General features: G+C 70.8%; 23 protein-coding genes. 10 read left to right on the forward strand and 13 right to left on the reverse strand.

Annotated features, from left to right (window positions below; translation table 11 throughout):
• The first annotated feature begins 136 nt into the window (after positions 1 to 136).
• The gene (locus ABZ260_RS04750) at positions 137 to 1,642 is read left to right on the forward strand and encodes a CoA-acylating methylmalonate-semialdehyde dehydrogenase (protein ID WP_355613038.1); all 1,506 of its coding nucleotides are present in this window, start codon (positions 137 to 139) and stop codon (positions 1,640 to 1,642) included.
• A gap of 661 nt (positions 1,643 to 2,303) precedes the next feature.
• Here ABZ260_RS04750 and ABZ260_RS04755 read toward each other — a convergent pair.
• The 3 genes from ABZ260_RS04755 to ABZ260_RS04765 all read right to left on the reverse strand — a co-directional run bounded on the left by ABZ260_RS04755 (position 2,304) and on the right by ABZ260_RS04765 (position 5,470).
• Positions 2,304 to 3,518: a lipase gene (locus tag ABZ260_RS04755; RefSeq protein WP_355613040.1), complete on the reverse strand. Its 1,215-nt coding sequence runs from the start codon at positions 3,516 to 3,518 to the stop codon at positions 2,304 to 2,306.
• 124 nt (positions 3,519 to 3,642) lie between these two features.
• Entirely contained in the window at positions 3,643 to 4,281 is a 639-nt protein-coding gene (locus tag ABZ260_RS04760; RefSeq protein ID WP_355613042.1) for a response regulator transcription factor, read from the reverse strand.
• A gap of 43 nt (positions 4,282 to 4,324) precedes the next feature.
• A complete protein-coding gene (locus tag ABZ260_RS04765) occupies positions 4,325 to 5,470 on the reverse strand; it encodes a sensor histidine kinase (protein ID WP_355613044.1) in 1,146 nt (381 codons plus the stop codon).
• 302 nt (positions 5,471 to 5,772) lie between these two features.
• On the opposite strand from ABZ260_RS04765, the gene ABZ260_RS04770 reads away from it, so the two are divergent.
• Together ABZ260_RS04770 and ABZ260_RS04775 are read left to right on the forward strand one after the other, a co-directional pair.
• Positions 5,773 to 7,083, forward strand: coding sequence for a hypothetical protein (locus tag ABZ260_RS04770; protein WP_355613046.1), 1,311 nt, complete (start codon positions 5,773 to 5,775; stop codon positions 7,081 to 7,083).
• 188 nt (positions 7,084 to 7,271) lie between these two features.
• Positions 7,272 to 8,498: a saccharopine dehydrogenase C-terminal domain-containing protein gene (locus ABZ260_RS04775; RefSeq protein WP_355613048.1), complete on the forward strand. Its 1,227-nt coding sequence runs from the start codon at positions 7,272 to 7,274 to the stop codon at positions 8,496 to 8,498.
• A 24-nt stretch (positions 8,499 to 8,522) separates the two neighbouring features.
• Here ABZ260_RS04775 and ABZ260_RS04780 read toward each other — a convergent pair whose 3' ends face one another.
• Positions 8,523 to 9,776 carry a DUF6596 domain-containing protein gene (locus ABZ260_RS04780; protein ID WP_355613050.1) on the reverse strand — a complete coding sequence of 418 codons (1,254 nt, stop codon included), beginning with the start codon at positions 9,774 to 9,776 and terminating at the stop codon, positions 8,523 to 8,525.
• The gene (locus tag ABZ260_RS04785) at positions 9,773 to 10,126 is read right to left on the reverse strand and encodes a YciI family protein (protein WP_355613102.1); all 354 of its coding nucleotides are present in this window, start codon (positions 10,124 to 10,126) and stop codon (positions 9,773 to 9,775) included. The genes ABZ260_RS04780 and ABZ260_RS04785 overlap by 4 nt, the downstream gene beginning before the upstream one ends.
• On the opposite strand from ABZ260_RS04785, the gene ABZ260_RS04790 reads away from it, so the two are divergent.
• Positions 10,125 to 10,364, forward strand: a complete 240-nt coding sequence (locus tag ABZ260_RS04790; protein WP_355613052.1) for a hypothetical protein — start codon at positions 10,125 to 10,127, stop codon at positions 10,362 to 10,364. The genes ABZ260_RS04785 and ABZ260_RS04790 overlap by 2 nt on opposite strands.
• Here the strand turns inward: ABZ260_RS04790 and ABZ260_RS04795 are convergent.
• Positions 10,361 to 10,603: a hypothetical protein gene (locus tag ABZ260_RS04795; protein WP_355613054.1), complete on the reverse strand. Its 243-nt coding sequence runs from the start codon at positions 10,601 to 10,603 to the stop codon at positions 10,361 to 10,363. The genes ABZ260_RS04790 and ABZ260_RS04795 overlap by 4 nt on opposite strands.
• Before the next feature lie 245 nt (positions 10,604 to 10,848).
• Positions 10,849 to 12,201, reverse strand: a complete 1,353-nt coding sequence (gene gabT, locus ABZ260_RS04800) for a 4-aminobutyrate--2-oxoglutarate transaminase (protein ID WP_350952200.1) — start codon at positions 12,199 to 12,201, stop codon at positions 10,849 to 10,851.
• Between the two features lie 90 nt (positions 12,202 to 12,291).
• On the opposite strand from gabT, the gene ABZ260_RS04805 reads away from it, so the two are divergent.
• Positions 12,292 to 13,782 (forward strand): PucR family transcriptional regulator, encoded by a 1,491-nt coding sequence (locus tag ABZ260_RS04805; protein WP_355613056.1) that lies wholly within the window; start codon positions 12,292 to 12,294, stop codon positions 13,780 to 13,782.
• 58 nt (positions 13,783 to 13,840) lie between these two features.
• Here ABZ260_RS04805 and ABZ260_RS04810 read toward each other — a convergent pair whose 3' ends face one another.
• Positions 13,841 to 14,476: a TetR/AcrR family transcriptional regulator gene (locus ABZ260_RS04810; protein WP_355613058.1), complete on the reverse strand. Its 636-nt coding sequence runs from the start codon at positions 14,474 to 14,476 to the stop codon at positions 13,841 to 13,843.
• Positions 14,477 to 14,690: 214 nt separating this feature from the next.
• Between ABZ260_RS04810 and ABZ260_RS04815 the strand changes: the two genes are divergently transcribed.
• Complete coding sequence (locus tag ABZ260_RS04815; protein WP_355613060.1) at positions 14,691 to 16,118, forward strand: aldehyde dehydrogenase family protein; 1,428 nt, start codon at positions 14,691 to 14,693, stop codon at positions 16,116 to 16,118.
• 123 nt (positions 16,119 to 16,241) lie between these two features.
• On the opposite strand, the gene ABZ260_RS04820 is transcribed toward ABZ260_RS04815, so the two are convergent.
• Together ABZ260_RS04820 and ABZ260_RS04825 are read right to left on the reverse strand one after the other, a co-directional pair.
• Positions 16,242 to 17,288 (reverse strand): hypothetical protein, encoded by a 1,047-nt coding sequence (locus ABZ260_RS04820; protein ID WP_355613062.1) that lies wholly within the window; start codon positions 17,286 to 17,288, stop codon positions 16,242 to 16,244.
• A 78-nt stretch (positions 17,289 to 17,366) separates the two neighbouring features.
• A complete protein-coding gene (locus tag ABZ260_RS04825) occupies positions 17,367 to 18,458 on the reverse strand; it encodes a peptidase (protein WP_355613064.1) in 1,092 nt (363 codons plus the stop codon).
• Positions 18,459 to 18,651: 193 nt separating this feature from the next.
• Here ABZ260_RS04825 and dxr point away from each other — a divergent pair, with 193 nt between their 5' ends.
• The 4 genes from dxr to ABZ260_RS04845 all read left to right on the forward strand — a co-directional run bounded on the left by dxr (position 18,652) and on the right by ABZ260_RS04845 (position 23,850).
• Positions 18,652 to 19,836: a 1-deoxy-D-xylulose-5-phosphate reductoisomerase gene (dxr, locus tag ABZ260_RS04830; protein ID WP_355613066.1), complete on the forward strand. Its 1,185-nt coding sequence runs from the start codon at positions 18,652 to 18,654 to the stop codon at positions 19,834 to 19,836.
• A 35-nt stretch (positions 19,837 to 19,871) separates the two neighbouring features.
• The gene (ispG, locus tag ABZ260_RS04835) at positions 19,872 to 21,038 is read left to right on the forward strand and encodes a flavodoxin-dependent (E)-4-hydroxy-3-methylbut-2-enyl-diphosphate synthase (protein WP_355613068.1); all 1,167 of its coding nucleotides are present in this window, start codon (positions 19,872 to 19,874) and stop codon (positions 21,036 to 21,038) included.
• 291 nt (positions 21,039 to 21,329) lie between these two features.
• Entirely contained in the window at positions 21,330 to 22,940 is a 1,611-nt protein-coding gene (locus ABZ260_RS04840; RefSeq protein ID WP_355613070.1) for an alpha/beta hydrolase, read from the forward strand.
• A 67-nt stretch (positions 22,941 to 23,007) separates the two neighbouring features.
• The gene (locus tag ABZ260_RS04845) at positions 23,008 to 23,850 is read left to right on the forward strand and encodes a DUF4081 domain-containing protein (RefSeq protein ID WP_350913421.1); all 843 of its coding nucleotides are present in this window, start codon (positions 23,008 to 23,010) and stop codon (positions 23,848 to 23,850) included.
• 148 nt (positions 23,851 to 23,998) lie between these two features.
• Here the strand turns inward: ABZ260_RS04845 and ABZ260_RS04850 are convergent, their stop codons facing one another.
• From ABZ260_RS04850 to ABZ260_RS04860, 3 genes are all read right to left on the reverse strand, one after another.
• Positions 23,999 to 24,376: a DUF3037 domain-containing protein gene (locus ABZ260_RS04850; RefSeq protein ID WP_350912774.1), complete on the reverse strand. Its 378-nt coding sequence runs from the start codon at positions 24,374 to 24,376 to the stop codon at positions 23,999 to 24,001.
• Positions 24,373 to 25,197, reverse strand: a complete 825-nt coding sequence (locus ABZ260_RS04855) for a HipA family kinase (protein ID WP_355613072.1) — start codon at positions 25,195 to 25,197, stop codon at positions 24,373 to 24,375. Before ABZ260_RS04855 ends, ABZ260_RS04850 begins: the two co-directional genes overlap by 4 nt.
• 176 nt (positions 25,198 to 25,373) lie before the next feature.
• Positions 25,374 to 26,255, reverse strand: a complete 882-nt coding sequence (locus tag ABZ260_RS04860) for a TIGR03619 family F420-dependent LLM class oxidoreductase (RefSeq protein WP_355613074.1) — start codon at positions 26,253 to 26,255, stop codon at positions 25,374 to 25,376.
• Positions 26,256 to 26,299 lie beyond the last annotated feature (44 nt).

Below are 26,299 nucleotides of genomic sequence, written 5' to 3' on the forward strand. Positions count from 1 at the left end.
GGGCCCCGCGCACCGGCCTGGAAATCGACCTGGGTGCGTTCTCTCGTAAGCGCAACCGAAACACCGCGAACACGGGCACCGAGGGTCTCGGAATCATCGTCGGTGTGCTCGAAACCGTCAACGCCGAGGTCGCCTCGTGAAGAACGTCACTCACTGGATCAACGGAGCCCTCGTCGAGGGCTCCGGTCGCACCTCCGAGATCTTCAACCCGGCGACCGGAGAGGTCACCGGGCGGGTCCACCTGGCCTCGGCGGAGGAGGTGGACGCGGCCGTGGCCGCCGCCGTCGCGGCCTGGCCCGCCTGGCGGGACGCCTCGCTGGTCAAGCGCTCGCAGGTGCTGTTTCGTTTCCGCGAGCTGATGTACGCCCACCGCGAGGAGCTGGCCCGGCTCATCTCGGCCGAGCACGGCAAGGTCCACTCCGACGCGCTGGGCGAGGTCGCCCGCGGCCTGGAGGTCGTGGAGTTCGCCTGCGGCATCCCGCACCTGCTCAAGGGCGGCTTCTCCGAGGGCGTCTCCACCCGGGTCGACTCCTACTCGATCCGGCAGCCGCTGGGCGTCGTCGCCGGGATCACCCCGTTCAACTTCCCGGCCATGGTGCCGATGTGGATGTTCCCGATCGCGATCGCCGCGGGCAACGCCTTCATCCTCAAACCGTCGGAGAAGGACCCCTCGGCCTCGCTGCTGATGGCCTCGCTGTGGAAGGAGGCCGGACTGCCCGACGGCGTCTTCGGCGTCGTCCAGGGCGACAAGACGGCGGTGGACCGGCTGCTGGAGCACCCGCAGGTGCGCGCGGTCTCGTTCGTCGGGTCCACGCCCATCGCCCGCTACGTCTATGAGAGCGCCACCGGTCACGGCAAGCGGGTCCAGGCGCTCGGCGGCGCCAAGAACCACATGCTGGTGCTGCCCGACGCCGACCTGGACCTGGTCGCCGACGCCGCGGTCTCGGCGGGCTTCGGCTCGGCCGGTGAGCGCTGCATGGCGATCTCCGTCGTGCTGGCCGTGGACCCGGTCGGCGACGAGCTGGTCGACAGGATCGTCTCCCGGGTCGCGGAGCTGACCGTCGGCCCCGGCGACGACCCCGCCGCCCAGATGGGGCCCCTGGTCACCGAGGCCCACCGCGACAAGGTCGCCTCCTATCTGGAGCTGGGCGTCGCCGAGGGGGCGAAGCTCGTCGTGGACGGCCGCCGGACCCCGGTCCTGGGCGGTGGCGCGGCCGAGCAGAGTCCTGGTTTCTGGCTGGGGCCCACGGTGCTCGACCACGTGCCCGCCGGCTCGCGGGTCCATACCGAGGAGATCTTCGGCCCGGTCCTGGCGGTCGTCCGGGTCTCCTCCTATGAGGAGGGCCTGGAGCTGATCAACGGTGGTGAGTTCGGCAACGGTACCGCGGTCTTCACCAACGACGGCGGCGCGGCGCGGCGTTTCCAGAACGAGGTCGAGGTCGGCATGATCGGTATCAACGTGCCGATCCCGGTGCCGATGGCCTTCTACAGCTTCGGTGGCTGGAAGTCCTCGCTCTTCGGTGACACCCATGTCCACGGGACCGAGGGCGTGCACTTCTACACCCGGGGCAAGGTCGTCACCTCCCGCTGGCTCGACCCGAGCCACGGCGGCGTCAACCTCGGCTTCCCCACCAACGGCTAGTGGTCCCGTATCGAACATCGAGCGGGAGGTTCCCGGTAGGGAGCAGGCGCCCCGACCAGGGAGAAGGAGGCGCCCCACCCACTGGCCCCTGAACCGTGAGGCCCGCGTCCCTCCTGCCGGGACGCGGGCCTCACACGTGCTCTGAGAGCCTGCTGACAAAGGGATTCGGTGTCAGGGTTCGAGTCAGGAGACCGCCGGAGTGTGGTCATTTTCTGGTCGTTAACCCGTGAATGGAAGCGGGCTCCTGGTAGCCGAGGTGTTGTCTAAGCAGCTCAGCTACCAGGAGCCCGTGGTTGTCCGTCTACACACCCGTGTCCGTGAACGCCAGTGATTGCGCCTCACCGGGGTGTCGATGTCACGGTCGGAAGCCGACATATCCGTCGGATCTGACCGATGGTGGGGGGTGTGCCGAAAACCGTACAGTCCCGTGCGACCAGCCGCAGTGCGCCACGAGGCGATGTTTTGTCCGGATGGAGGTGAAAGACCGTCCATCTCTCCGCCGTCGTAGCGGTGGGGTGAAGCTGGAGGCAGCCGTAGCCGGGGATTGCCGGTGAGGATGGGCGCAGCCTCGACAAAGCCGGGTCGGCCTGGCACTGCCGGATGGGCCGGGGCCGGTGAGCGAGACGAGAAGGTAGTCGTTGTCGGCCGGGGGTGGGCGAGGCTACGGAATGACGGTGACCTCGGGGAACCTCGGCGACGGGCCGTCCAGCAGGTGGCCCCTGCCGCGCAGGTGCAGGTCGAAGAAGGCCAGCGGGTAGGCTCGCTGGACGGCCTCGCCGCGCGCGGGGGCGAGCGTGCCGATCTGTTCGGCGAGCTGGGCGGGCGTCCACTTCAGCAGTGGCGCCACCTGCGGGGCGATCATCTCCAGGTCGCCGTAGGAGACATGCTCGACCCCTTCGGTCGTGATGTTGAGCTTCCAGCCCTTGAGATTCGACCAGAACGTGGCCAGGTCGGGTATGCGGGTGCGGACGGCCTTGGTGGCGGTCATCAGCATGTACGGCCGGTCCAGCCCGGCGGTGACGACCGGGCCCGCCGCCGGGCCGTCCATGGCGAGCCCGGCCTTGATCCGCCGGTCCTCGAACATGGCAGATGCGACCGTCGGCCCGCCGGCCGAGTAGCCGAACATGCCGACCCGGTTCAGGTCGAGCAGGCCGCGCAGCCCCTTGGGGAGCTTGCGGTGCTCGGCGTCGGGGTTGCCGCCGCGGTTGAGCACCGCCAGCTGGTCCAGGACGAAGCGGGTGTCGGCGATGCGCTGCTTGTAGATCACTTTGCCGGTCTCGCCGCCGTCCTGAGCCGGGGGCACCACCCGGCCGTCGGGGAACTCCACCAGGCCGTCATAGGTGTGGTCGATCGTGGCCACCACGTAGCCCCGGCTGGCCAGTTCCTCGGCCACCACGGTGTTGGCCGAGCGGAAGGAGTCGTTGCCCGGGGAGTACAGCACCACGGGCAACCGGCCCTCGCGCCGGTCGACAGGGGCGCCCTCGTGCCCGTGGGTCTTCGGCAGCAGGATGGCCCCCGGAGGCAGGCCCTCCTGGCGCAGGTACTCGGCCGCGGCCTTGGGCGGCAGCCAGGGCGCGACCGGGTACGCGGCGACCTTCCTGGCCGGGTAGGTCAGGCTGATCATCAGTTCGCGGTCGCGGCCGGCGCCCGCGAACGGATCCTTCCTTGCACGGTCGACCAGATGCAAGGACACCGTGCCGAGCGGGGAGGGCCCGGTCGGCGCCGGCAAGGTCAGCTGGGGCGGGGGAGCGGCCTGGCGCGGCGCCTGTGCCTGAGCCTGTGTTCTGGTCTGTGTCTTGGCCTGAACGGCGGTCGGTATGGCCAGCGACGCGACGGCCAGCAGGGCGGCGGTGCACACCACTCGAGGGGAGATCAAAACGCACTCCTTCAGATCTTTGGAAGTGGGAGTGCTCCGAAGCTAATGACCTGCTCCGGCCGAGATCGTCTACCCCAGGGCTCATTTCGCGCCTTCGGGCTACGCCTTCCGGCTGATATCGGGTTCAGCGGACGGAGACCAGTCCGCTGCGGTAGGCGATGATCACCAGGTGCACGCGGTCGCGGGCGTTCAGCTTGGTCAGCAGGTGCCTGACGTGGGTCTTGGCCGTGCCCGGCCCGATGTGCAGCCGCTCGGCGATTTCGCCGTTGGACAGGCCGTCGGCGACCAGCGTGAGCACCTCCCGCTCGCGTTTTGTGATGCCCTCCAACGGCTCAGGGCGGGTCCGGCCTGCGAAATCCCTGATCAGCCGCCGCGTGACGCTGGGGGAGAGCAATGCGTCGCCCGCCGAGACGACCCGGATCGCCACCAGCAGGTCCCGGGCGGGAGTGTCCTTGAGCAGGAAGCCGCTGGCACCGCCGCGCAGCGCCGCGTACATGTACTCGTCCAGGTCGAAGGTGGTGAGGATGAGCACCTTCGTGTCGCCGGATGAGGTGATCAGGCGGGTGGCCTCCAGGCCGTCCATGCCGGGCATTCGGATGTCCATGAGCACGACGTCCGGCGCCTGCGCGCGGACCACCTTGACGGCCTCCAGACCGGTGCCGGCCTCGCCGACGACGGTCAGGTCCTGGGCCGTGTTCACGATGCCGCACAGCCCCGCCCGCACGAGGGTCTGGTCGTCGGCGACCACCACTCGGACGGTCATGCCGCCCGCTCAGGTGCGGCGAGGGCGGCGGTCGGGCGGAGGGTCATGCCGGGTGCTCCGTGGTCAGGGTGGGGAGGGTAGCAGTGACGCGGAAGCCGCGTTCGGGGAGGGGCGCCGCGTGGAACGCGCCGCCGTACAGGTGCACGCGCTCGCGCATGCCGACCAGGCCGTGTCCGAGGTGCGGCCCGTCGGCCTCCCGGCAGCCGAGGCCGTCGTCGGTGACCTCGATGGACAGCTCGTCCGGCCCGTAGCGCAGGTTCACCCTGGCGGAGCCGGTGGCGGCGTGCTTGACCACGTTGGTCAGAGCCTCCTGCACGATCCGGTACGCCGACAGGTCGATCCCGGCGGGCAGCGCGCGAGGCCGCCCGGTGGTGGTGAGCTTCACCCGCACGCCCGCCCTGGCGGTCTGCTCCACGAGCGGGCCGAGGTCGGCCAGCCCGGGGGCGGGTGCCAGCTCGGGCCCTTCGCTCTGGTCCTCCTCGCGGAGCACACCCAGCAGCCGTCGCATCTCGGCCAGGCTCTGGCGTCCCGTGGTCTCGATGGCCGCGAGCGCGGCCCGCGCCTCCTGCGGCCTGTCGTCGATCACCAGGGCGCCGAATCCCGCCTGTACGGTGACCACACTCATGCCGTGCGCGATGACGTCGTGCAGCTCGCGGGCGATGCGCATCCGCTCGTCGGTGACACTCTGCCTGGCCAGCCTGGCCTGGTTGCGCAGCGACTCCCCGAGGTGGCGGCGATGCATGCCCACGGCGTACCCGACGGTCCAGACCGTGGTGAACAGCAGCACGGAGATCACCGGAGGCCCGCCGATGCGCGGGAAACCGGGAATCCCGGTCGCCACGGCGGCGACCAGCGACATCCCGAGCGCGACGAAGGCGGCGCGCGGGCGGCAGACGGCCGCCACCGCGTACAAGACGTAGGCCACGGACAGCATCCCCAAGATGATCGCCCTGCGCTCGACCAGCTCCGCCGCGACCAGCCCGGCCAGGGCGAGCCCGAACGCGACGACCGGCCGCTGACGGCGCAGCGCGATCGGCAACGCCGACACGACCACGCCCACGGGGACCACCGCGAACCGCTCGGCCCCCCTGACCTCATTGGCCAGCAGCAGGAAGGCGGGGAACGCGTAACCGATTGCGGCGAGCCGATCCAGCGCCAGCCAGTGCCCCGGCCGGACTCGCCGGATCATCGGCGGAAGCGGGCCTCGATGCCCCTCGACATGCACGGCCCCAAGGGTAGGCGCAGGGCCCCGGCAGTCACACCAGCCGCCTGGCGGCGGATCATGTTGCCCTGCGCCGACGCGCAGGGCTTTAGGGCAAGGCCATGAAGTTAAGGGCTGATCGATGCTGTCAAGATGTTGATGCTGATGGTCGCCTGGTAAGTGCGCCGGTCGACGCGCAGGCTCTGACACCTCTGCCGCGGGGCGGGGTTCGCCCACGCCCGGCCTGTGGGAACCGGGCACACGCCCCAACGGACCGCGGGAGGCCGAGGATGGCCGGTAGGCTCCCGGGCAGATCGGTGGCGACGTCGGGAGGAAACCTCGTGGGCCTCGTGGGCAGGGACAGGCTCCGTCGCGCGCGTCTCGGGGCAGTGCTGGGGGCGAGCGGCCTGGTGCTCGCCACCCTGGCCCAGGCAGGGGCCGCGAGCGCGGCCCAGCCGGTGCGGAGCCCCACGCCCTCCGGCACGCCCGTCGCGACGCCCGGCTCCGAGCCCGGAGCCACCTCCAGCCCGGCGCCGTCGGCGTCCATCGGCAAGGGCGAGGGCATGCTCCAGGTGCTCACGTTCCAGGGGTACGTCGAGTACGGCGGGGTCAGCTCGCGGGTCAACTGGCTGACGCCCTTCGAGCGGGAGAGTGGCTGCGTCGTCAAGCTCGACCGGGTCAGGACGAGCGAGGAGATGGCCGCCAGGTTCGCCCGGGGCGGCTACGACGTGCTCTCGGCCGCCCCCGACCTGGCCGGTCTGCTGGTGGAGCAGGGGAAGGTCGCGCCGCTCGACACCGCGCTGGTCGCTGACTACCGGCGGATCCCCAAGCGCCTGCGCGAGCTGCCCGGTCTGCGTGCGGACGGCAAGGTCTACGGCATTCCCTACCTGTGGGGGGTGAACCGGGTGGTCCGCGAAGGGGACGGGCCGCGGGGGCCCCTCGCCCTCTACGGGGCGGCTCCGGCGGCGATCAGGAACAGCCCGCTGAGCATCGCCGACGCCGCGCTCGCCCTCAAGGGGACGCGCCCCCAGTTGAAGATCAAGGATCCGTTCCAGCTCACCCCCGCCCAGCTCGACGCCGCGATGAAGCTCCTCGCCGAGGGCGACGGCCCCGACCGGGTTTACTGGGACGGCTCGCTCGACCTGGTCAGGGCACTGTCGGCGGAGCGGGTGCGGATCGCCCAGGTCCTGCCCTACCACCTCGACCTCTTCCAGCGCGCGGGCCGGTCGATGAAGGTGCTGAAGGGAGGCCCGGCGACAGGGTGGGTCGACTCGTGGATGCTCGCGGCCAAGCCGGCCAGCCCGAACTGCGCCTACCGGTGGCTGAACTGGATGAACTCGGCGCGGGCGCAGCGCCCCGCCGCGGCCTGGACCGGCCTCGCCCCGGCCAATCCGGAGGCGTGCGGCGGGCGCGCCCGCCGGATGTGCGAGGTCTACCACGTGCGTGACGACCGCCGGCTGCGCGATGTTCTCTTCGCCGCCCGCCCGGCGAGGGACTGCGGCGGCCTGGGCGGGGAGTGCACCGACTACGCCGACTGGGCGGAGCGCTGGAAAAGCCTCCGAGCATCCTCGGAGCCTGGAAAGCCCCGGATCCCCGACTGAGGCCGCACCCGGTCGCCCCCTCGCCCGGAAAAGGAGGCTCCGTGATGTTCCCTCTACCCTGCTATGTCTGCGCTCTCGGCGACAAGCTACGTTTTTCGTTGCTCTGATCGTTTTTGACGATGGATTCAGTGGGAAAATCATGCTCTTAATATCGACTGGTCGACCAGTCAGTGGGTAGGCTAGTCGCCATGAGAATCCTTCTTGTTGGAGCGGGCGGCGTTGGCTCCGCCGTCGTCCCGATCGCCGCACGCCGAGATTTCTTCGAACACATCGTGGTCGCCGACTCTCAACAGGACCGGGCCGCCGCCGTGGTGGCCAGGATCGCGGACCCGCGTTTCAGCGCCATCGGGCTGGACGCCTCCGACCGGGTGGCGGTCGAGGCCGCCCTCGCCGAGCACCGCTGCGACGTGCTCTTCAACGCGGTGGACCCCCGCTTCACCATGTCCCTGTTCGAGGCGGCGCTCAACGCCGGAGCCCACTACCTCGACATGGCGATGTCGCTGTCACGCCCCCATCCCCGCAGACCGTACGAGCTGACCGGGGTGAAGCTCGGCGACGAGCAGTTCGCCCTCGGCGAGGCATGGCGGGAGCGGGGCGGGCTGGCGCTGGTCGGCATGGGCGTGGAACCTGGGCTGGCCGACGTCTTCGCGCGCTACGCCGCCGAGCACCTCTTCGAGAGCATCGAGGAGATCGGTATCCGCGACGGCTCCAACCTGGTGGTCGAGGGCTATGACTTCGCGCCGACCTTCTCCATCTGGACGACCATCGAGGAGTGCCTCAACCCGCCGGTGGTCTGGGAGGACGGTGACTGGCACACCACCGAGCCGTTCAGCGAGCCCGAGGTCTTCGACTTCCCCGAGGGGATCGGGCCCGTCGAGTGCGTCAATGTCGAACACGAGGAGGTGCTCCTCGTACCGCGCTACATCGACGCCAGGCGGGTGACGTTCAAGTACGGTCTCGGCGAGGAGTTCATCGGAGTCCTGAAGACCCTGCACAAGCTGGGCCTGGACAAGGCGGGCAAGATCAAGGTGGGTGGTGTCGAGACCTCGCCGCGCGACGTGGTCGCGGCCAGCCTCCCCGACCCGGCCACGCTCGGTGACCGGATGCGGGGCAAGACCTGCGCCGGAACCTGGGTGAAGGGCGTGGGCAAGGACGGGCGGCCGCGCGAGGTCTACCTCTACCACGTGGTCGACAACGAGTGGTCGATGCGGGAGTACGGCTGCCAGGCCGTGGTCTGGCAGACGGCGGTGCACCCGGTGGTCGCCCTGGAGTTGCTGGCCACCGGCGCCTGGTCGGGCACCGGGGTGCTCGGCCCCGAGGCGTTCGACGCGGTGCCCTTCCTGGAACTGCTCAACGCCTACGGCTCGCCGTGGGGCATGCGCGACCAGACCGCCCCGGCTCTCCTGTCGGCCTGACGCGCCGCGCCCTCCTGTGGGCCGTTACCGTTCCGCCTGCGCCAGCCGGGCGGCCCGGGTCTCCAGATAGCGCTGCTCGGGAAGGCTGGTGGTACGGCGCGCGGCCTCGCGGTAGCCGGCGCGGGCGGCCTCGCGGTCACCGGCCGTCTCCAGCAGGTGCGCGCGCACCGCGTGCAGGCGGTGGTGCCCGGCCACCCGCTCGTCGGCCTCCAGGTTCCTGAGCAGGTCGAGTCCGGCCTGCGGGCCCTTCACCATCGCGAGCGCGACGGCGTGGTTGAGCGTGACCATCGGGTTGGGGGCCAGGCGTTCGAGCAGCCTGTACAGCGCGAGGATCTGCGGCCAGTCCGTCTCCTCGGCGCAGGTCGCCTCGGCGTGCACCGCGGCGATCGCCGCCTGGAGTTGGTAAGGGCCGAGAGGTGCCCAGGCCAGCACGTCCGTGATGAGCGCGACCCCCTCGGCGGCGGCCTCCCCGTTCCAGCGGCTCCGGTCCTGCTCGGCGAGCGGTATCAGCGAGCCACCGGGCCCGGTGCGGGCCGGCCGCCGGGCATCGGTGAGCACCATGAGGGCGAGCAGTCCGGCCACCTCGCCGTCTCCGGGCAGCAGCCCGCGGACCATGCGGGCGAGCCGGATCGCCTCCCCGGCCAGCTCGGGGCGTTGCAGGTCGGGTCCCGAGGTGGCCGTGTAGCCCTCGTTGAAGATCAGGTACAGCACGTGCAGGACCACTCGCAGCCGCTCGGCCCGCTCCGGCTCGGGAGGCGGTGTGAAGGGAATGCCCGTGCTCCTGATCCGCTGCTTGGCCCGGCTGATGCGCTGGGCCATGGTCGCCTCGGGGACGAGGAACGCGTGGGCGATCTGCGCCGTGGTCAGACCGCCGACCGCGCGCAGGGTGAGCGCGACCTGCGAGGCGGGGGAGAGCGCGGGGTGGCAGCACAGGAACAGCAGGGTCAGGGTGTCGTCCTGCCCGCCGGCCCGCCCGGCGTCGGCGGCGGGCGAGCGGAACTCGTCCGCGGGCGTCCGCGTCGCGACCAGGGTCTCCCTGCGGGCGCGCGCGTACTCGCTGCGCAGCTCGTCGGTCAGCCGGCGGGAGGCGACCGTGATCAGCCAGCCGCGGGGATTGTCCGGTACGCCCTCGCCGGGCCACTGCAGGGTGGCGGCCAGCAATGCCTCCTGCACCGCGTCCTCGCACGCGTCGAAGTGACCGTGGCGCCGGACGAGCGCGCCGAGGACCTGCGGCGCGAGCTCGCGCAGCAGGTCCTCGGTTCCACCGGCAAGGGTCACGCCTCGGTACCGGCCGTGCTCATGATCGGCCGTATCTCCACCGCGCACAGCCGGGCGTCCGGCCAGCGTCTGGCGATCTCGGCCGCCCGCTCGGGGCTCTCGCAGTCGATCACGCAGTATCCGGCCAGGTGCTCCTTGGCCTCAAGGAACGGCCCGTCCGTGGTCGCCGGCACGCCGTCGCGCATCCGCGCGGTCCTGGTCTGCGAAGGGTCGGCCAGCGCCTCCCCGCCGACCCACTCGCCGGAGTCGGCGAGCTCCTTCATGAGGGCGCCGGCCTCGCCCATTATCCCGTCGACCTCCTGCGGGGACAGGGTCTCCCAGGTCGCGGGGTTGCTGTAGATCAGCAGCATGTACTTCACGCTCTCGCTCCTCGTGCTCGCGGCGCCCGGCGCGGGCGCCTCTCACGGTCAGGTCGGAGCGGGTGGTCCGGTCTCGACATCCATCCGCAAGGAAAAGTGGCGCCCGCACCTCCGTGGCCGCGAGCACCGGGCCGTACGGCGGTCCGACCTCGTGCACGGGCGCGCTCCGATGCTGGAGAAGCTACCCGAACGGTTCACGCCTCGGGACGGTGCGGGGTCGGAGGTCTAGGAGAAGGCCACGTGGCGAGGGAGGGAGCGGGCGTCGTCCTGCTGCGGCAGCAGTGCCTCCGCGCACTCGGGGCAGGCGAAGAGGGCGTTGCCGTCCGGAAGGCGGCCGATCCTGATGCGCGGGCGGGGCCACTTCTTGTGACAGGCCACGCAGGCCTCGCCCTCACGCTGGGTGCGGGTCAGCCCCTCAGGATCGAAGGTCATCGTGCCGTGTGCCGTTCTGGCCGGCCGCCAACTCATCTTGAATTCCTCCAGCGTGGAGACCCCTGGTTCTCTCCCGCGGCTCGGCCGTGGGGAGGATGTCGACACGTTTCCTGTGGTGATCGAGCACTTTCATATCGGAACTGTTATAACGCGATCACGGCCCGTGACCGTTGTGGTAGGTGTCAAGTGGTGGTTAAATCACGGCCTACATGCAGGCCGTATAACGGCAAATAGGGCACTCAGCATCAAGCCGGGTGCCCTATTTAGTGGTATCTAAACCGTCAGACCTCGCTTATGGCTTTCTCCAGGATGGTGAGCCCCTCCTCCAGGAGGTGGTCGGGGATGACCAGCGGCGGCAGGAAGCGCAGCACGTTGCCGTAGGTGCCCGCGGTCAGCACGAGCAGGCCCTCGGCGTGGCACCTCCTGGCGATCTCGCCCGCCGCCGTGGGGTGCGGGTCCTTGGTGCCGGGAACCACCAGCTCGATGGCGATCATGGCCCCCCGGCCGCGTACGTCGCCGATCACCGGGTTCCGCTCCGCCATGGCACGCAGCCGGGGGAGCATGGTCTCGCCGATGCGGCGGGCCTTTCCGGTCAGGTCGTCGGCCTCGATGGTCTCCAGCACGCCCAGTGCCGCCTCGCAGGCGAGCGGGTTACCGCCGTAGGTGCCGCCCAGACCGCCCACGTGAACCCTGTCGAGGAGATCGGCCCGGCCGGTGACCGCGGACAGCGGGAGGCCGCCCGCGATGCCCTTGGCGGTGACGATGATGTCGGGCACGATGCCCTCGTCCTCGCAGGCGAACAGGTCGCCGGTACGGGAGAAACCGGTCTGCACCTCGTCGGCGATGAAGACGATGCCGTTCTCCCGGCAGAACTCCGCGATCCTCGGCAGGAAGCCCTTGGCAGGCTCGATGAAGCCGCCCTCGCCCGCGATCGGCTCGATCACCACGGCGGCGACGTTCTCCGCGCCGATCTGCTTGGTGATCTGGTCGATCGCCTGGGCGGCGGCCTCCTCGGCGCAGTTCTCCGGGCCCGAGGGCCAGCGGAACGGGTAGGCCAGCGGCACCCGGTAGACCTCGGGGGCGAACGGGCCGAAGCCGTGCTTGTACGGCATGTTCTTGGCGGTCAGCGTCATCGTCAGCAGGGTCCGGCCGTGGTAGCCGTGGTCGAAGACGACGACCGCCTGGCGGCCGGTGGCCTGGCGGGCGACCTTGACCGCGTTCTCCACGGCCTCGGCGCCGCTGTTGAGCAGGAAGGTGCGCTTCTCGTGGTCGCCGGGGGTGATCTCGTTGAGCTTCTCGGCGACCTGCACGTACGACTCGTACGGCGTGATCATGAAGCAGGTGTGCGTGAAGTCGGCGACCTGCTTGCGCACCCGCTCGACGACGCGCGGAGCGGCGTTGCCGGCGTTGGTCACCGCGATGCCGGAACCGAAGTCGATCAGGGAGTTGCCGTCGGCGTCGACGACCACACCGCCTCCGGCGTGCGTCACGAAGACGGGCAGTGTGGTGCCGATGCCCGGTGGTACGGAGGCCTGTTTGCGCGCGAACAGCTCACGGGACTTCGGGCCGGGGATCTCGGTGACGATGCGGCGTTCCTGCGGAAGCGAGGGGCCGCCCTCGGTGACGGTGCTCATGATGTGAAGGTATGCGGTGGATGTCGGTGTGCCGATGATGCACTATGTCAAAATTGACGGGGAACACTGGACGTAACGTACAAAACGGGGGTGGCTGTGGCGCCGACGCTGCGCACCGTCGTACGGCGGTCGCCGCTCGGGCTCGGCGTGCTCGCCGGTGGAGACGCGCTCGACCGGCCGGTGCGCTGGGTGGCGGTCAGCGAACTGGAGGATCCCACCCCGTTCCTTGAGGGCGGGGAACTGGTCCTCACCACGGGCATGCGCCTGGACGCCGGCAACGCCGCGTCCTACGTCGAGCGCCTGGTCGGCAGGGAGGTCGCCGGCCTCGGATTCGGCGTCGGGCTCGGGCACGAGACGATCCCCGGGGAACTGGTCGAGGCCGCCACCCGGGCGGGGCTGCCGCTGCTCGAGGTGCCGCGCGACACCCCGTTCGTCGCCATCGGCAAGGTGGTCAGCGAACTGCTCGCCGCGGAGCAGTACGACGAGCTCAGTCGTGCCTTCGCCGCCCAGGGCCGGCTCACCCGCGCCGCCCTGCGCCCGGAGGGGCCTCGCGCGGTGATCGACCGCCTGGCCCGCGAGCTGGGCGGCTGGGCGGTCCTGCTCGACGAGGCGGGGGCCGTGCGGCACGCGGCGGGCCGGGGTTCGGCCGGCGCCGCCGACGACCTCGGCCCCGAGCTGGAGCGGTTGAGAAAGATCACCAACCGTGGCGCGCCCGCGAGCGTTGCCCTCTCCTCGCCCAGGGAGCACGTCATCGTGCAGCCGTTCGGGGCCCGCCGGGTCAGGGGATTCCTCGCCGTCGGCCTCGGCCGGCCCTTCACCCCGGTCGCGCACACCGTGGTCAACGCCGCCGGTTCCCTGCTGACGCTCGCCGCCGAGCACGGCAGGGAGTACCTGGCCGCCGAGCGCCGGGTCCGCTCGGCGGTGCTGCGGCTGCTGCTGGCCGGGCAGGTGGACGCCGGGTGCGAGACGCTGGAGCGGCTGGGGGAGCGGCTTCCCGCCGGGCCGCTGGTGGCCATCGCCTGCGCCGGTGAGCGGGAGGCGGTGCTGGAGGCCGCGGGTGACGAGTTCGCGGCGGCGGACGGTGACGCCGGTGGTGACACCGGCGGTGACAGGGTGGTCCTGCTCGTCCCGGCCTCGCGGGCCGATGCCGTGGCGGCGGCGCTCGGCGAGCACGGCCCAGTCGGGGTCGGCGATCCCGCCGGTCTCGACGATCTGCGTACCGGACTCGACCAGGCAGGCCAGGCGCTCGCCGCGGCCAGGCGCGGTGCCGTGCCGGTGATGCGCTTCGCCGATCTGGCGGGCCGGGGACTGCTCTGCCTGCTCGACTCCGACGCGGCGGCGGCGTTCTCCGCGGCGCTGCTCGCCCCGCTCAGGAAGTACGGCTCGCGCGCGGATCTGCTGGAGTCCCTCCGGGTCTACCTGGACTGCAACGGCCACTGGGACGCGGCGGCGCAGCGGCTCGGAGTGCACCGTCACACCCTGCGCTACCGCATGCGCCGGGTCGCCGAACTCGTCGGCCGTGACCTCGACGACCCGGCGGCCCGTGCCGAACTCTGGATCGCCCTGGCCGTCGCCGGGTGACGGGTCCGCTCGGTGAGCCGGAGCGGGGGCTCCGCCCACGGAGAGGCCGGGGAGCCGGTCACGCCCGGGAGACGTCGGCGACCAGGTAGCGGGAGATGACGGCCTGGGTGACCGTGTCGTAGGTGCTGCTGTCGCGCAGGTGCCCGGCACGTTCCAGGCTGATCGCGCCCTGGGCGGCGGCCCACACGGCATCGGCGATCTTCCTGGGCTGGGTGGGGACGATGTACCCGGCCGAGATGCAGTCGGCGATCACCCGGTCGACGATGTTCAGCGCCGCGCGGGCCAGGGTCCTGGCCCGCTCGCTCGGTACGAAGCCGGGAATCGCGCGCTCGAACATCAGGGCGTAGTAGCCGGGCTCGTCCAGCGCGGCCTCCCGGTAGACGGGGCCGAGCGCTACGAGGTGCTCCAGGGAGTCCCTGCGCGGGGGCACGGCCTCCAGACGCCGCCGGAAGCGCTCGAAGCCTTCCAGGTACAGAGCCTCGGCGAGGCCCTCCTTGCTGCCGAACATGGTGTAGATGACCGTTGTGGAGCACTCCGCCTCGGTGGCGATGCGGCGCATCGACAGGCTCTCGGGGCCGATGGTGACCAGCAACTGGCTGGCGACGTCGAGCAGCCTGGTGCGCAGTTCGTCGTGTGAGGCCCGTTCACCGAGGAGATACGCGCCCTGAAGGCCGCGCGGCGCCGAGGAGGTCATGCGCCCACGCCCTTCCGCTCTGAGTGTTCATTCGGTGACTTAGCCATGATGAAGATCATTTAAACCGGCGCCATGTAAGGAATATCCCCGAATGCCCCTCTTTTCGTTACAGGGCCAGGGTGAACGGACTATTGGCCGGAAAGGTGTACCGGTATCGGGATCTTGTGCGGAGTGGAGTAAGACCACATCGGCGCAGGTGACATAGCGTCGAGGTATGGACGTGCGCCCCTTCTGGCTCGCCGGCCGCCCCGCCACAGGCGACGCCGAGCTCACCGTGACCAATCCGCATGACGGCCGAGTCGTCGCCGTCTGCTCCGTGCCGACGGCCGACCAGGTCGAGGAGGCCGTAGCCGCCGCGGCGGCCGTGCGGAAGGAGGCGGCCGCGCTCCCGATCCACGTGCGCGCCGACGCCCTCGCGCACGTCTCGCGCCGCCTGGCCGAGCGCGCCGACGAGATCGCCCGCCTCATCAGCGAGGAGAACGGCAAGCCGATCTTCTGGGCCCGCGGCGAGGTCGGCCGTGCGATCTCCACCTTCAGGTTCGCGGCCGAGGAGACCCGTCGCCTCAGCGGCGAGACCATGCGCCTGGACACCGAGGCCGCCTCCGCGGGCCGCCTCGCCTACATCTCGCGCGTCCCGCACGGCCCGGTCCTGGGCATCACCCCGTTCAACTTCCCGCTCAACCTGGTGGCGCACAAGGTGGCCCCGGCGATCGCGGCCGGCGCCCCGATCATCGTCAAGCCCGCCCCGGCGACACCGGTCTCCTCGCTGGTCCTGGGCGAGATCCTGGCCGAGACCGACCTGCCGGAGGGGATGTTCTCGGTGCTCCCGGTGCCCAACGACCGCGCCGGAGGGCTGGTCGAGGACCCGCGCCTGCCCGTCGTCTCCTTCACCGGGTCGGCTCCCGTGGGGTACGCGATCCTGGAGACGGTCCCGCGCAAGCACGTGACCCTGGAACTCGGCGGCAACGCCGCCGCGGTGGTCCTCGCCGACGCCGACCTCGACTGGGCCGCCTCGCGGATCGCCCTGTTCTCCAACTACCAGGCCGGTCAGAGCTGCATCGCCGTGCAGAGGGTGATCGTCGAGGCGTCGGTGCACGACGACTTCGTGGCCAGGCTCGTCCCGGCCGTCGAGGCCCTGGTCGTCGGCGACCCCGCCGACGAGAAGACGCAGGTGGGCCCGCTCGTGTCCGTCGAGGCCGCGGAGCGCGTGGAACAGTGGGTCGGCGAGGCCGTCGCGGCCGGTGCCCGCCTGCTGACCGGCGGCACCCGCGACGGCGCGACCGTCGCGCCGACGGTCCTCGCCGACGTGCCGGCCGACGCCAAGGTCTCCCGCGAGGAGGTCTTCGGCCCCGTGATGATCGTCCAGACGGTGTCCGGAGTGGACGAGGCGTTCGCCACGGTCAACGATTCCAAGTACGGCCTGCAGGCCGGGGTGTTCACCCGCAGTCTCGACAATGCCTTCCGGGCCAACCGGGAGCTTGAGGTCGGCGGAGTGATCATCGGTGACGTGCCGTCGTACCGTGCCGACCAGATGCCCTACGGCGGGGTCAAGGACTCGGGCGTCGGCCGCGAGGGCATCCGCTCGGCCATCGCCGACCTCACCTACGAGAAGGTCATGGTCCTCACCGGCCTGACCCTCTGAGCCCGCCCCGGTGCCCCGGTCGCGGTGTCCCGCGGCCGGTTCGCCGGTGACGGCCCTTCGAACCGGTCACGGCCTCCGGCGTCGACGAGGCCGGCGCCGCTCCCCGCGCTTCTTCCGCCGGTGTCATGACGTTTCGGCCATGGCGTAGAGCTCCCTGGCCGAGTCGCCGAAGTAGGGGCCGTACATGGTGCGGTGGTCGTCGCTGTATTTGAAACTGCTGACCGAGACGATCGTGCCGCGGCCGGTGGAGGGGTCGAAGCCGCTCAGCCACGGGCCCCCGCTGGATCCGGCGGTCATGTCGCAGCGCATCCCCTGGTCGCCGGTCTGCCCGTTCGGGTCGTCGCGGAGCGTGCCCGCGCAGTAGACCAGGTGCTCGCCGTCGTAGGGCGAGTCGGCGGGGAAGCCGAAACCGCTGGTGGGGCGCCCTCTGGGGGTGCCGAAAGCGATCTGTTGACCGCCGACGGCGTCGCCGAGGTGCTTGCCGTCACCGGTGTTGACCGCCACCATGCCGATGTCGTGGCTGTCGTCGCCGCCGCGCGACCAGGGACCCGCGACGAACATGCGGCGCGCGGTGTACTGCCCGTACGGGCGGCGGCCCTGGGAGTAGCCGGGGACGAAGGTCCAGTTGTCGGCCCAGGCGCCGGCGCCGTCCTTGACGCAGTGACCGGCGGTCACGACCAGATCCCTGTTGGCACTCCTGACCGAACTCGCCGAGCACACGAAGTCACTGCCCTTGATGGTCAGGAACACCCGCCCCGTGGTGCGTTCGACCATCCCACCGGAGGTCCAGCGGGCGCCGGAGGTGCGTGCGGCGGCGCCGTTCGGGCTCCGGTGGGGGGCGACCCCCCGGCCGGCTCGGGCGAAGAGCCGTCCGAGCAACCCGCCGGCCTTCGAGAGCCGGTCGACGGGGAGCGCCGAGGCCATCCGGCGGGGGGTCCAGTAGCCGAGCACGCGCTTTCGCTCCGACGCGGTGGGAGCGATCGTGTGCTCGACGACGTCCGGCATGCCGGACGTCGCGACTTTCGCGGTGAGAAGGGGGACGGGGGCGTTCGCGGCCTGCTGCCCGGACTCGGCGGCCGTCTGCCGGATGGCCGTCACTCCGGTCGTCGGGACGCCCAGCAGCCCGGCGACGAGCGGGGCGGCCGCAAGCAGGGGGAGCCTTGAGGTCATGAGGCCCGAGTTTGCACTACGGAGAGTGTTTCTGTGCTTACTTTAGGGTATTCGGGGTCGTCGAGGGCCCGGTGAGTCTCAGGGAGCGCCGGTTGTCTGGGCGGCCTCGTAGACGGCCTGCGCGTCGGTGCCGAAGTACGGGCCGAACATCCAGCCGGAGGCGAAGTCGTACTTGAAGCTGTTCACCGAGTTCAGGGTGCCCAGGCCGGTGCTCTCGTTGAAGCCGAGGAACCAGGGGCCGCCGCTCGACCCGCCGGTCATGTTGCAGTTCAACCCGATGTCGCGGGACATCAGGAAGTCGTCGAAGGCCCGTCCGGCGCAGTAGACCAGCTTGGAACCGTCGTAGGGACCGGCCGCAGGGTAGCCGAAGGAGTGCATCTGCGCCCGGCGCGACTGGTTGAAGGAGACGCCCTGGCCGCCGACCACGTCGGTCAGCGACCTGCCGTTCAGCGGGGCCACCACGGCCGAGGCCACGTCGTAGTTGATGTCCTCGGTGTTGTTCCACTGCGGGGTGGTGTAGAGCGTGGTCGCCACCCACGTGCCGTAGGGCCGGTTGCCGTTCTCGTATCCCGGTACGAACACCCAGTTGCTGTGGAAGGCCCCGCCCATCCGCACGCAGTGCCCCGCGGTGATCACGGTGCTCCTGTTCTCGCTCGTCACCGCGTTTGCCGAGCACGAGGCGTTGCGGCCCTGGTAGGTGAAGAAGACGCGGCCGGTGGTCTTGGCGATCGCCCCGCCGCGGGTCCACGGCGCGCCGGTGGAGGCGCGGACGGCGGCCGTGCCCTTGGCGGCCATGCCGGTGGCCGGGACGGCCTCGCCGTCCGGCGTGGTCGCGGGGATGGAGACGGGGTCGGCCGCGGCCTGCGCCGCGATCGCCGCCGAGGTGAGGCGGGCACCTTCCCTCTCCGGGATGAGGGTGGTGAGCGGCTGTGCCGCCTCCATCTTCGCCTCCGTCCAGTAGCGCTGGACGGTCCGCTGCTCCGCCTTGGTGTCGGCCGCCTCCTTCTCGACCGGCCGGGGGACGGCCCGCGTCGCGGTGACGCCCCCGCCCGTACCCGGGCCGCCCGCACCCGTGCCCGTGCCCGTGGCGCCGTGCGCGATCGTCGCGGTGAGCAGAGTGCTTCCCGCGACCGCGGTGAGAAGGGGGATGAGTCGTGCTGTGCGTCGCATATGTACCTCCCGAGGCCCGTTGCTGTTCCGGGAAGCTAGTGCGCCGTACGTACGCATTTCTCAAGATTTACAGCTATTGATATGACGAAATTCGGACTTAAATATCGCCTTTTATCGCGTGTTTCACGGCTAACAGATTTCCGGGTGGATGAGGCCGATTCGACAGCGCGGCCCGAGCCGGGAGAATGGGACGGTGCAGCCAGACACCGTCCGCTCCGTCGTCCTGCTCGGCTCGACCGGGTCCATCGGGACCCAGTCCCTTGACGTCATCGCCCGCAACCCCGGCCGGTTCCGGGTGGTCGCGCTGGCCGCCTACGGTGGCCGGATCGACCTGCTGGCCCGGCAGGCGGCCGAGTTCAGGCCCGACGTGATCGCCGTCGCCGACCCCGCCGCGGTGCCGGAACTGCGCGAGGCCCTGGCCGCGCGCGGGGTGGACGCGCGGGTGCTGGCCGGCCAGGAAGGGGTGGCGGAGGCCGCCTCCTGGCCCGCCGACGTCGTGCTCAACGGCATCACCGGCGCGCTGGGGCTGACCTCCACGCTGGCCGCGCTGGAAGCCGGCCGGGCGCTCGCGCTCGCCAACAAGGAGTCACTGATCGTCGGAGGGCCGCTGGTCAAGCGCCTGGCCAAGCCGGGCCAGCTGATCCCGGTCGACTCCGAGCACGCCGCGCTGGCCCAGTGCCTGTGGGCGGCGGGTCCCACCGGCCCCGACGCCTCCGCCGTGCGGCGCCTGGTCGTCACCGCGAGCGGCGGGCCCTTCCGCGGCAGGTCGCGCGCGGATCTCGCGGAGGTGACCCCCGAGCAGGCACTCGCCCACCCCACCTGGTCGATGGGACCGGTGATCACGGTGAACTCCGCCACGCTCGTCAACAAGGGCCTGGAGGTCATCGAGGCGCACCTGCTCTTCGACATCGGCTTCGAGCACATCGACGTCGTGGTCCACCCGCAGTCGGTCATCCACTCGATGGTCGAGTTCGTCGACGGCTCGACCATCGCCCAGGCCAGCCCGCCCGACATGCGCCTGCCCATCGCGCTGGCCCTCGGCTGGCCCGAGCGGGTCGCCGACGCCGCGCCCGGCGTCGACTGGACCGCCGCCCACACCTGGACGTTCGAGCCGCTCGACGACGGAGCCTTCCCCGCCGTCGCGCTGGCCCGCCACGTCGGCGCGGCCGGCGGCACGGCACCGGCCGTCTACAACGCCGCCAACGAGGTCTGCGTCGAGGCGTTCCTGGCCGGTCGGCTGCCCTTCCTCGGCATCGTCGACACCGTGGCCTCGGTGGTCTCCGAGCACACCGTCACCGAGGCCGGATCGGTGGCCGAGGTGCTCGATGCCGACTCCTGGGCACGGATAAGGGCACGGGAGCTCACCGGGACTGCCTAGACTGGTGAGCGTCGTCGACTCTTCAAGGGCTGAAAATGACTTCTGTTGCTCTCGGAATCCCGTCCGTAAGGACCAGGCCGATCGCCGAGCGACGCATATCTCGTCAGATCATGGTCGGCTCCGTCCCCGTGGGCGGGGACGCGCCGGTCTCCGTCCAGTCGATGACCACCACGGTCACCGCCGACGTCAACGCGACGCTCCAGCAGATCGCCGAGCTGACCGCCTCGGGCTGCCAGATCGTCCGGGTCGCGGTCCCCTCGCAGGACGACGCCGACGCGCTGCCGACCATCGCCAGGAAGTCGCAGATCCCGGTGATCGCCGACATCCACTTCCAGCCGAAGTACGTCTTCGCCGCGATCGAGGCGGGCTGCGCGGCGGTCCGGGTCAACCCCGGCAACATCAAGAAGTTCGACGACAAGGTCGGTGAGATCGCGCGGGCCGCCGCCGACCACGGCGTGCCGATCAGGATCGGCGTCAACGCCGGCTCGCTCGACCCCCGCCTGCTCCAGAAGTACGGCAAGGCCACCCCCGAGGCGCTGGTGGAGTCGGCGCTCTGGGAGTGCTCGCTCTTCGAGGAGCACGGCTTCCGCGACATCAAGATCTCCGTCAAGCACAACGACCCGGTCGTGATGGTCCAGGCATACCGCCTGCTCGCCGCCCGGTGCGACTATCCGCTCCACCTCGGTGTCACCGAGGCGGGCCCGGCCTTCCAGGGCACGGTCAAGTCCGCCGTCGCCTTCGGGGCCCTGCTCGCCGAGGGGATCGGCGACACCATCCGCGTGTCGCTGTCCGCCCCGCCGGTCGAGGAGGTCAAGGTCGGCAACCAGATCCTGGAGTCGCTCAACCTGCGCGAGCGCGGCCTGGAGATCGTCTCCTGCCCCTCCTGCGGGCGTGCCCAGGTCGACGTCTACACCCTGGCCGAGCAGGTCCAGGCGGGGTTGGAGGGGCTGAAGGTCCCGCTCCGCGTCGCGGTGATGGGGTGCGTCGTCAACGGCCCCGGTGAGGCCCGCGAGGCCGACCTCGGTGTCGCCTCCGGCAACGGCAAGGGCCAGATCTTCGTCAAGGGCGAGGTCATCAAGACCGTTCCCGAGTCGCAGATCGTGGAGACCCTGATCGAGGAGGCGCTGCGCCTCGCCGAGCAGATGGGCGTGGAGGTCGACCTCGACGACGACGTCACGGGCCCCCAGGTCGTCGTCGGCTAGGCACCGTCGTCCCGCTTCCCGCACGTGTCCGCCCCCCGGTCGCTCTCTCGCCGCCGGGGGCGCACCTTTTGCGGGGTGCTCTCCGCCGGAGATTTCCGTTTTCCGGTCTCCGTAGCCTCCGTGGCCGTTTGCGGTGTTCTGCCGGCCCACCTGGTGGCGCCGTCCGACCTGGGATCATTACACTTAGCAATTATCTGACTACACTTTGCTAGATATCCGGTTGTGTCCCGGGTGAATCGCGCCACCTCCGGGAGACCATCGCCTCTGCCGTACGAGTAGGGGGACCGCACAGTGAAGAAGAGGGTCGTCGGGATTGCCGCGAGCATCGCGATGCTGGCAGCCGCGGTGGGAGTGCCGCAGGGGGCGGTGGCCCAGGGCAGGGAGGGGCTGGTCTGGGGGCCCTGCGAGGGCGGGACCTCGGTGCCCGGGGCGACGCCGTCCGTTCCCGGGCAGCGGGCGGACAGCCGGATGGAGTGTGCCACGCTGAGTGTGCCGCTCGACTACGACAACCCGTACCAGACCATCAACATCGCCCTGAACCGGATCAGAGGGAGGGCCACCCACGACCGTCTCGGCGCGCTGCTGGTCAATCCAGGCGGTCCCGGGGCGTCCGGTCGCGATCTGGTCAAGGGCGTCGTGGCAGGGCTTCCCGGCGGCCTGGCCGACCGGTTCGACGTGATCGGTTTCGACCCGCGCGGGGTGGGGGCCAGCGAGCCGGCGCTGAGCTGTGTCGATCCCGTGGAGTACTACAAGCCGCCCCGCCCCGACCAGGTGCCGGTCACCAGGCGGGACGAGAGCATGCTCATCGACCGGGCCCGCGAGTACGCCCAGGCGTGCGGCGTCCGGTGGGGCTGGATGCTGCCCCACATGACCACGGAGAACTCCGCCAGGGACATGGACCTGATCAGGGAGGCGCTCGGCGAGTCGAAGATCAGCTTCCTGGGCTACTCGTACGGGACCTACCTGGGCGCGGTCTACGCGACGCTCTTTCCCGGCCGGCTCAGTCGGCTCGTCCTGGACAGCGTGGTGGATCCGCGCGGTATCTGGTACCGCTCGAACCTGAGCCAGAGCATCGCCTTCCAGAGCAGGCACCGGGAATTCCTCAGATGGATCGCCCGTCACAATCCGGTCTACCGGCTGGGCGCCACCGAGAGGGCCGTCTCCTTCGCCTGGGACGCCATGCGTACCCGGTTGGGCGGCCACCCCGCGGCGGGAGTGATCGGCCCGAGCGAGCTCGACGATCTCTACACCGTCGGCGGCTACTCCGACGCCGTCTGGCCGCAGCTGGCCAAGGCCTTCTCCGCCTACGTCAAGAAGGGGGAGACGGCACTCCTGCTCAACGCCTACCGCAAGCACGCGGAGAACGACGCCAAGGACGAGAACAACTACGCCGTCTACCTGGCGGTGCAGTGCAGCGACGCAGTCTGGCCGCGCGACTGGACACGCTGGCGGACGGACATGACCAGGGCCAACGCCAGGGCACCCTTCCTCACCTGGCCCAACGCCTGGTACAACGCGCCGTGCGCGTTCTGGCCCGTGCAGGGAGGCACCCCCGTGCGGGTGCACGACAGCACCGGGTTGCCACCGGTCATGCTGATCCAGGGGGAGCGCGACGCCGCCACCCCGTACGCGGGGGCGCTGCGGATGCGTACCCTGCTCCGCGGCTCCCGGCTGCTGGTCGTACCCGGCGGCAACCACGGGATCTCGCTCAACGGGAACGCCTGCGTCGACCGTCGCCTGGCCGCCTACCTGCGGGACGGCACCCTCCCCGGTGGAGCACGGCGGGACTCCGGCGGCCCGGACGCCCGTTGCCCCGGCCTGCCGCTGCCGGTGCCCGTGCCGGTGATCGGACCCTCGCCCGTCCGGGTGCCCGCCGGGCACCCGGGGGGAAGGGCGATCTAGCAGGTAGATGAGATGCTCTGTGTTGGTTCCTGCCAAAATCGAGGGGGTCGCGTAGGCTGAGCATGTGATGCTGCGTACAACGGCGTCGCGCGTGCTCGACGACAACGATCGAGACGAGGTCCTGGCGCTTCTCGACATCGACCCCGTCGGTAACGTTTTCGTCGCCTCCAGGGTCCGTTCTGTCGGGCTCAATCCGGCCAGACTCGGTGGCCAGATGTGGGGGTTCGGGCCGCGCGGTGGCCTGACCTCCCTCTGTTACGCCGGGGCGAACCTGGTTCCGGTCAACGCCGGTACCGACGCCGTCTACGCCTTCGCCGAACGCGCACGCAAGCAGGGCCGCCGCTGTTCCTCGATCGTCGGCCCGGCCGACGCGGTCGAGGTGCTCTGGGAGCGGCTGGAGCCGCACTGGGGAGCCGCCCGTGCGATCCGCTGGGCGCAGCCGCTCATGGTGACCACGGAGCCGTCGCCGCTCCCGGCCGACCCGCTGGTGCGGCGGGTCCGGCCCGACGAGTTCGACATCCTGCTGCCGGCCTGCGTGGCGATGTTCACCGAGGAGGTGGGCGTCTCCCCTGAGCTGGGGGACGGCGGAGCCCTCTACCGGTCCCGGGTCGCCGAGCTGATCAGGATCGGCAGGTCGTACGCCCGCATCGAGGGGGGCAGGGTCGTCTTCAAGGCCGAGATCGGCGCGGTGACGCCGCACGCCTGCCAGATCCAGGGCGTCTGGGTCCACCCCGACCTGCGTGGCCGCGGCCACGCGGTGTCAGGGATGGCCGCGGTGGTCAAGCACGCGCTCGACTACTTCGCGCCGGTGGTCTCGCTGTACGTCAACGACTACAACGCCCCGGCCAGGGCCGCCTACCGCAGGGCCGGTTTCGTCGAGGTCGGCACCTTCATGTCCGTGCTCTTCTGACCGGCGTCCCGCCGCTCCGGGCGGATCGCCGGCCTTCGAGCGACCCGGCTACCGGCGGATCGAGGTCGAGATCGAGGTCGAGACCGTGCACCTGGACGACCGGACGCTCACTCGTGTCCGCATGCCCGGGCCGCTTTCCGGGCTCGGCTCAGGGGCTGCGGACCAGGCAGGTCACGAGGTGCTCCAGCTCCGCCTCCGGGTCGGCGGTGAGACCGGCGTGGACCGGGCCCGTCTGCACGATCGTGCTGCGCGGGGCGGTCAGCCAGCGGAACCGGCTGCCCAGCGGCTCCTCGGTCAGCGGTCCCTCGTCGCCGCCGCAGGAGCGCCGGTAGACGTCGAGCGCGTGCCGTACGCCGTCGAGGTCCACCTGGGGGTCGAGGGCGCGCAGGCGTGCCTCGTCCAGTTCCACACGGGCGCACAGGTAGCCGCGTGGCTGGCAGTAGAGCAGCACGCCGGCGTTGATCAGCTCGCCGCGCTCCACCCGGGGGATGACCCGGATGATCGCGTACTCGTAGACGTCCTTCACCGGCTGTCCTTCCAGAACGCGCCCACCGAGCCGGGCTTTCCCTGCTGAGCCGCCGAGTCCTGGCCGGAGGCGGCCGAGGGAGCCGGCAGCCAGGTACGCGGGCCCTGGGCGCGGGCCAGCAGGTGCTCGACGTACGCCTGCCGCACGGCCTGCGCCCCGTCGAACCCCGGCTCGTCCTCCAGCCACTCGTCGGGAACCTCGTCCACCACCCCGTCGAGCAGGTCCCTGGTGATCCTCTCGCTGAACTCGGCGTCGGCCTCGGACATCCGGGTGGCGAAGGGGGCCATCACATGGTCGCGCGCGTCGAAGCCGCGCAGCGGGTCGGCCGAGGGCCAGTTGTGGTGGAACCAGAGCGCGGCGCCGTGGTCGATCAGCCAGGTGTCGCCGTGCCACAGGAGCAGGTTCGGGTTGCGCCAGCTCCGGTCGACGTTGTGGATCAGCGCGTCGAACCAGAGCAGGCGGGAGGCGAAACCGGGCTCTGGAGGCCAGGCCAGCGGCTCGAAGCCCAGCGCGCCCGGCAGGAAGTCGACGGCCAGGTTGTTGCCCTCGCTGGCCTTGAGCAGGTCCTGGATCTCCTCGTCCGGCTCGCGGGCGCCGAGCTGTGGATCGACGTCGATCACCTTCAGCTCGGGCGTGCGGAAACCGAGACGCCGGGCCAGCCCGGCGGACACGATCTCCGCCACCAGGACCCGGCGGCCCTGGCCGGCGCCGCGGAACTTCACGACGTGCGTGCCGAGGTCGTCCGCCTCCATGACCCCGGGGAGCGAGCCGCCCTCCCGCAGGGGCGTCACGTAACGGGTGGCTTTGATCTTTTCGAGCACCCGGCCAGGCTATCGGCTCGGGCCGCCGGGCGACCGGCCACCCGGCACGCGGGCCCGGCCGGGGCACGCTGTGCCGGTTCGGCGCGGTGATCACCGCCGGGATCCAGCGCGGCCCGATACGGGGCCTGATACGGGGCCCGGCCGTGCCGTGCCGGGCGTGCGCGTCGGGCGAGGCGTCACATCTTCGAGACGACCTCCTCGGCGAAGCGCTCCATGGTGGCTATCTTGAGCTCGATGCCCTCGCCGTACCCGGCCTTCTCCTCGGGGGTGGCGAGCCACCAGGGCGCGGCCATCGTTCCGGTCACCCCCTTGTCGGCGAAGCGGCGGTAGGTGGCGGCGTCGGGCATGACCGCGAGTGGCGCGATGATCTGCAGGGCGTCTTCCGCCCTGCCGTACTCCTTGAGGTAGCGCCGCAGGTCGGCGAGGACCGGGTCGAGCTGTTCCTCGGTGTAGATCCGGTTGCCCATCCAGCCGTCGCCCGTCCTGGCCGCGCGGCGCAGCGCCGCCTCGCTGTCGCCGCCGACGAAGAACGGCACGGGCACGGAGGGTACGGGGGAGATCGAGAGCGGGCCGTAGTCGTAGTGGGTGCCGTGGTGGGTGACGGTGCCGCCGGCCCAGAGTTCGCGCAGGGCCGGGATCATCTCGTCCAGCCTGCGTCCCCGGGTGTGGAAGTCCTGACCTGTCTGGACGAACTCCTCCTTGCACCAGCCGACGCCGACGCCGAAGGTAACCCGGTTCCCGGACAGGACCGCGGCCGTGGAGACCTGCTTGGCGACGGTGAACAGATCACGGGCCGGGGCGATGTAGACGTTGGGCGCGAAACGCAGGGTGGTGGTGACGGCGGCCATCGCGCCGATCGTCACCCACACGTCCGGCCAGTGCGTCTCGGCGTTCCAGCGGGGGGCGCCGGTTCTGGAATAGGGATAGGGCGACTCGAAGTCGGCGTAGAAGATGTGGTCCGACAGGGTGAGCGTGTGAATGCCGCACCGCTCCGCGGCCCTGGCCAGTTCGATGAACTGGCCGGTCTCGACGAATGACGCTCCAAGCCAGAACTGCACGGATCCTCCTGGGCTCCGAAATGCTGAAATTTCGATAGATGTCC

The organism is Streptosporangium sp. NPDC006013 (assembly GCF_040614275.1).
Classification (GTDB): domain Bacteria; phylum Actinomycetota; class Actinomycetes; order Streptosporangiales; family Streptosporangiaceae; genus Streptosporangium.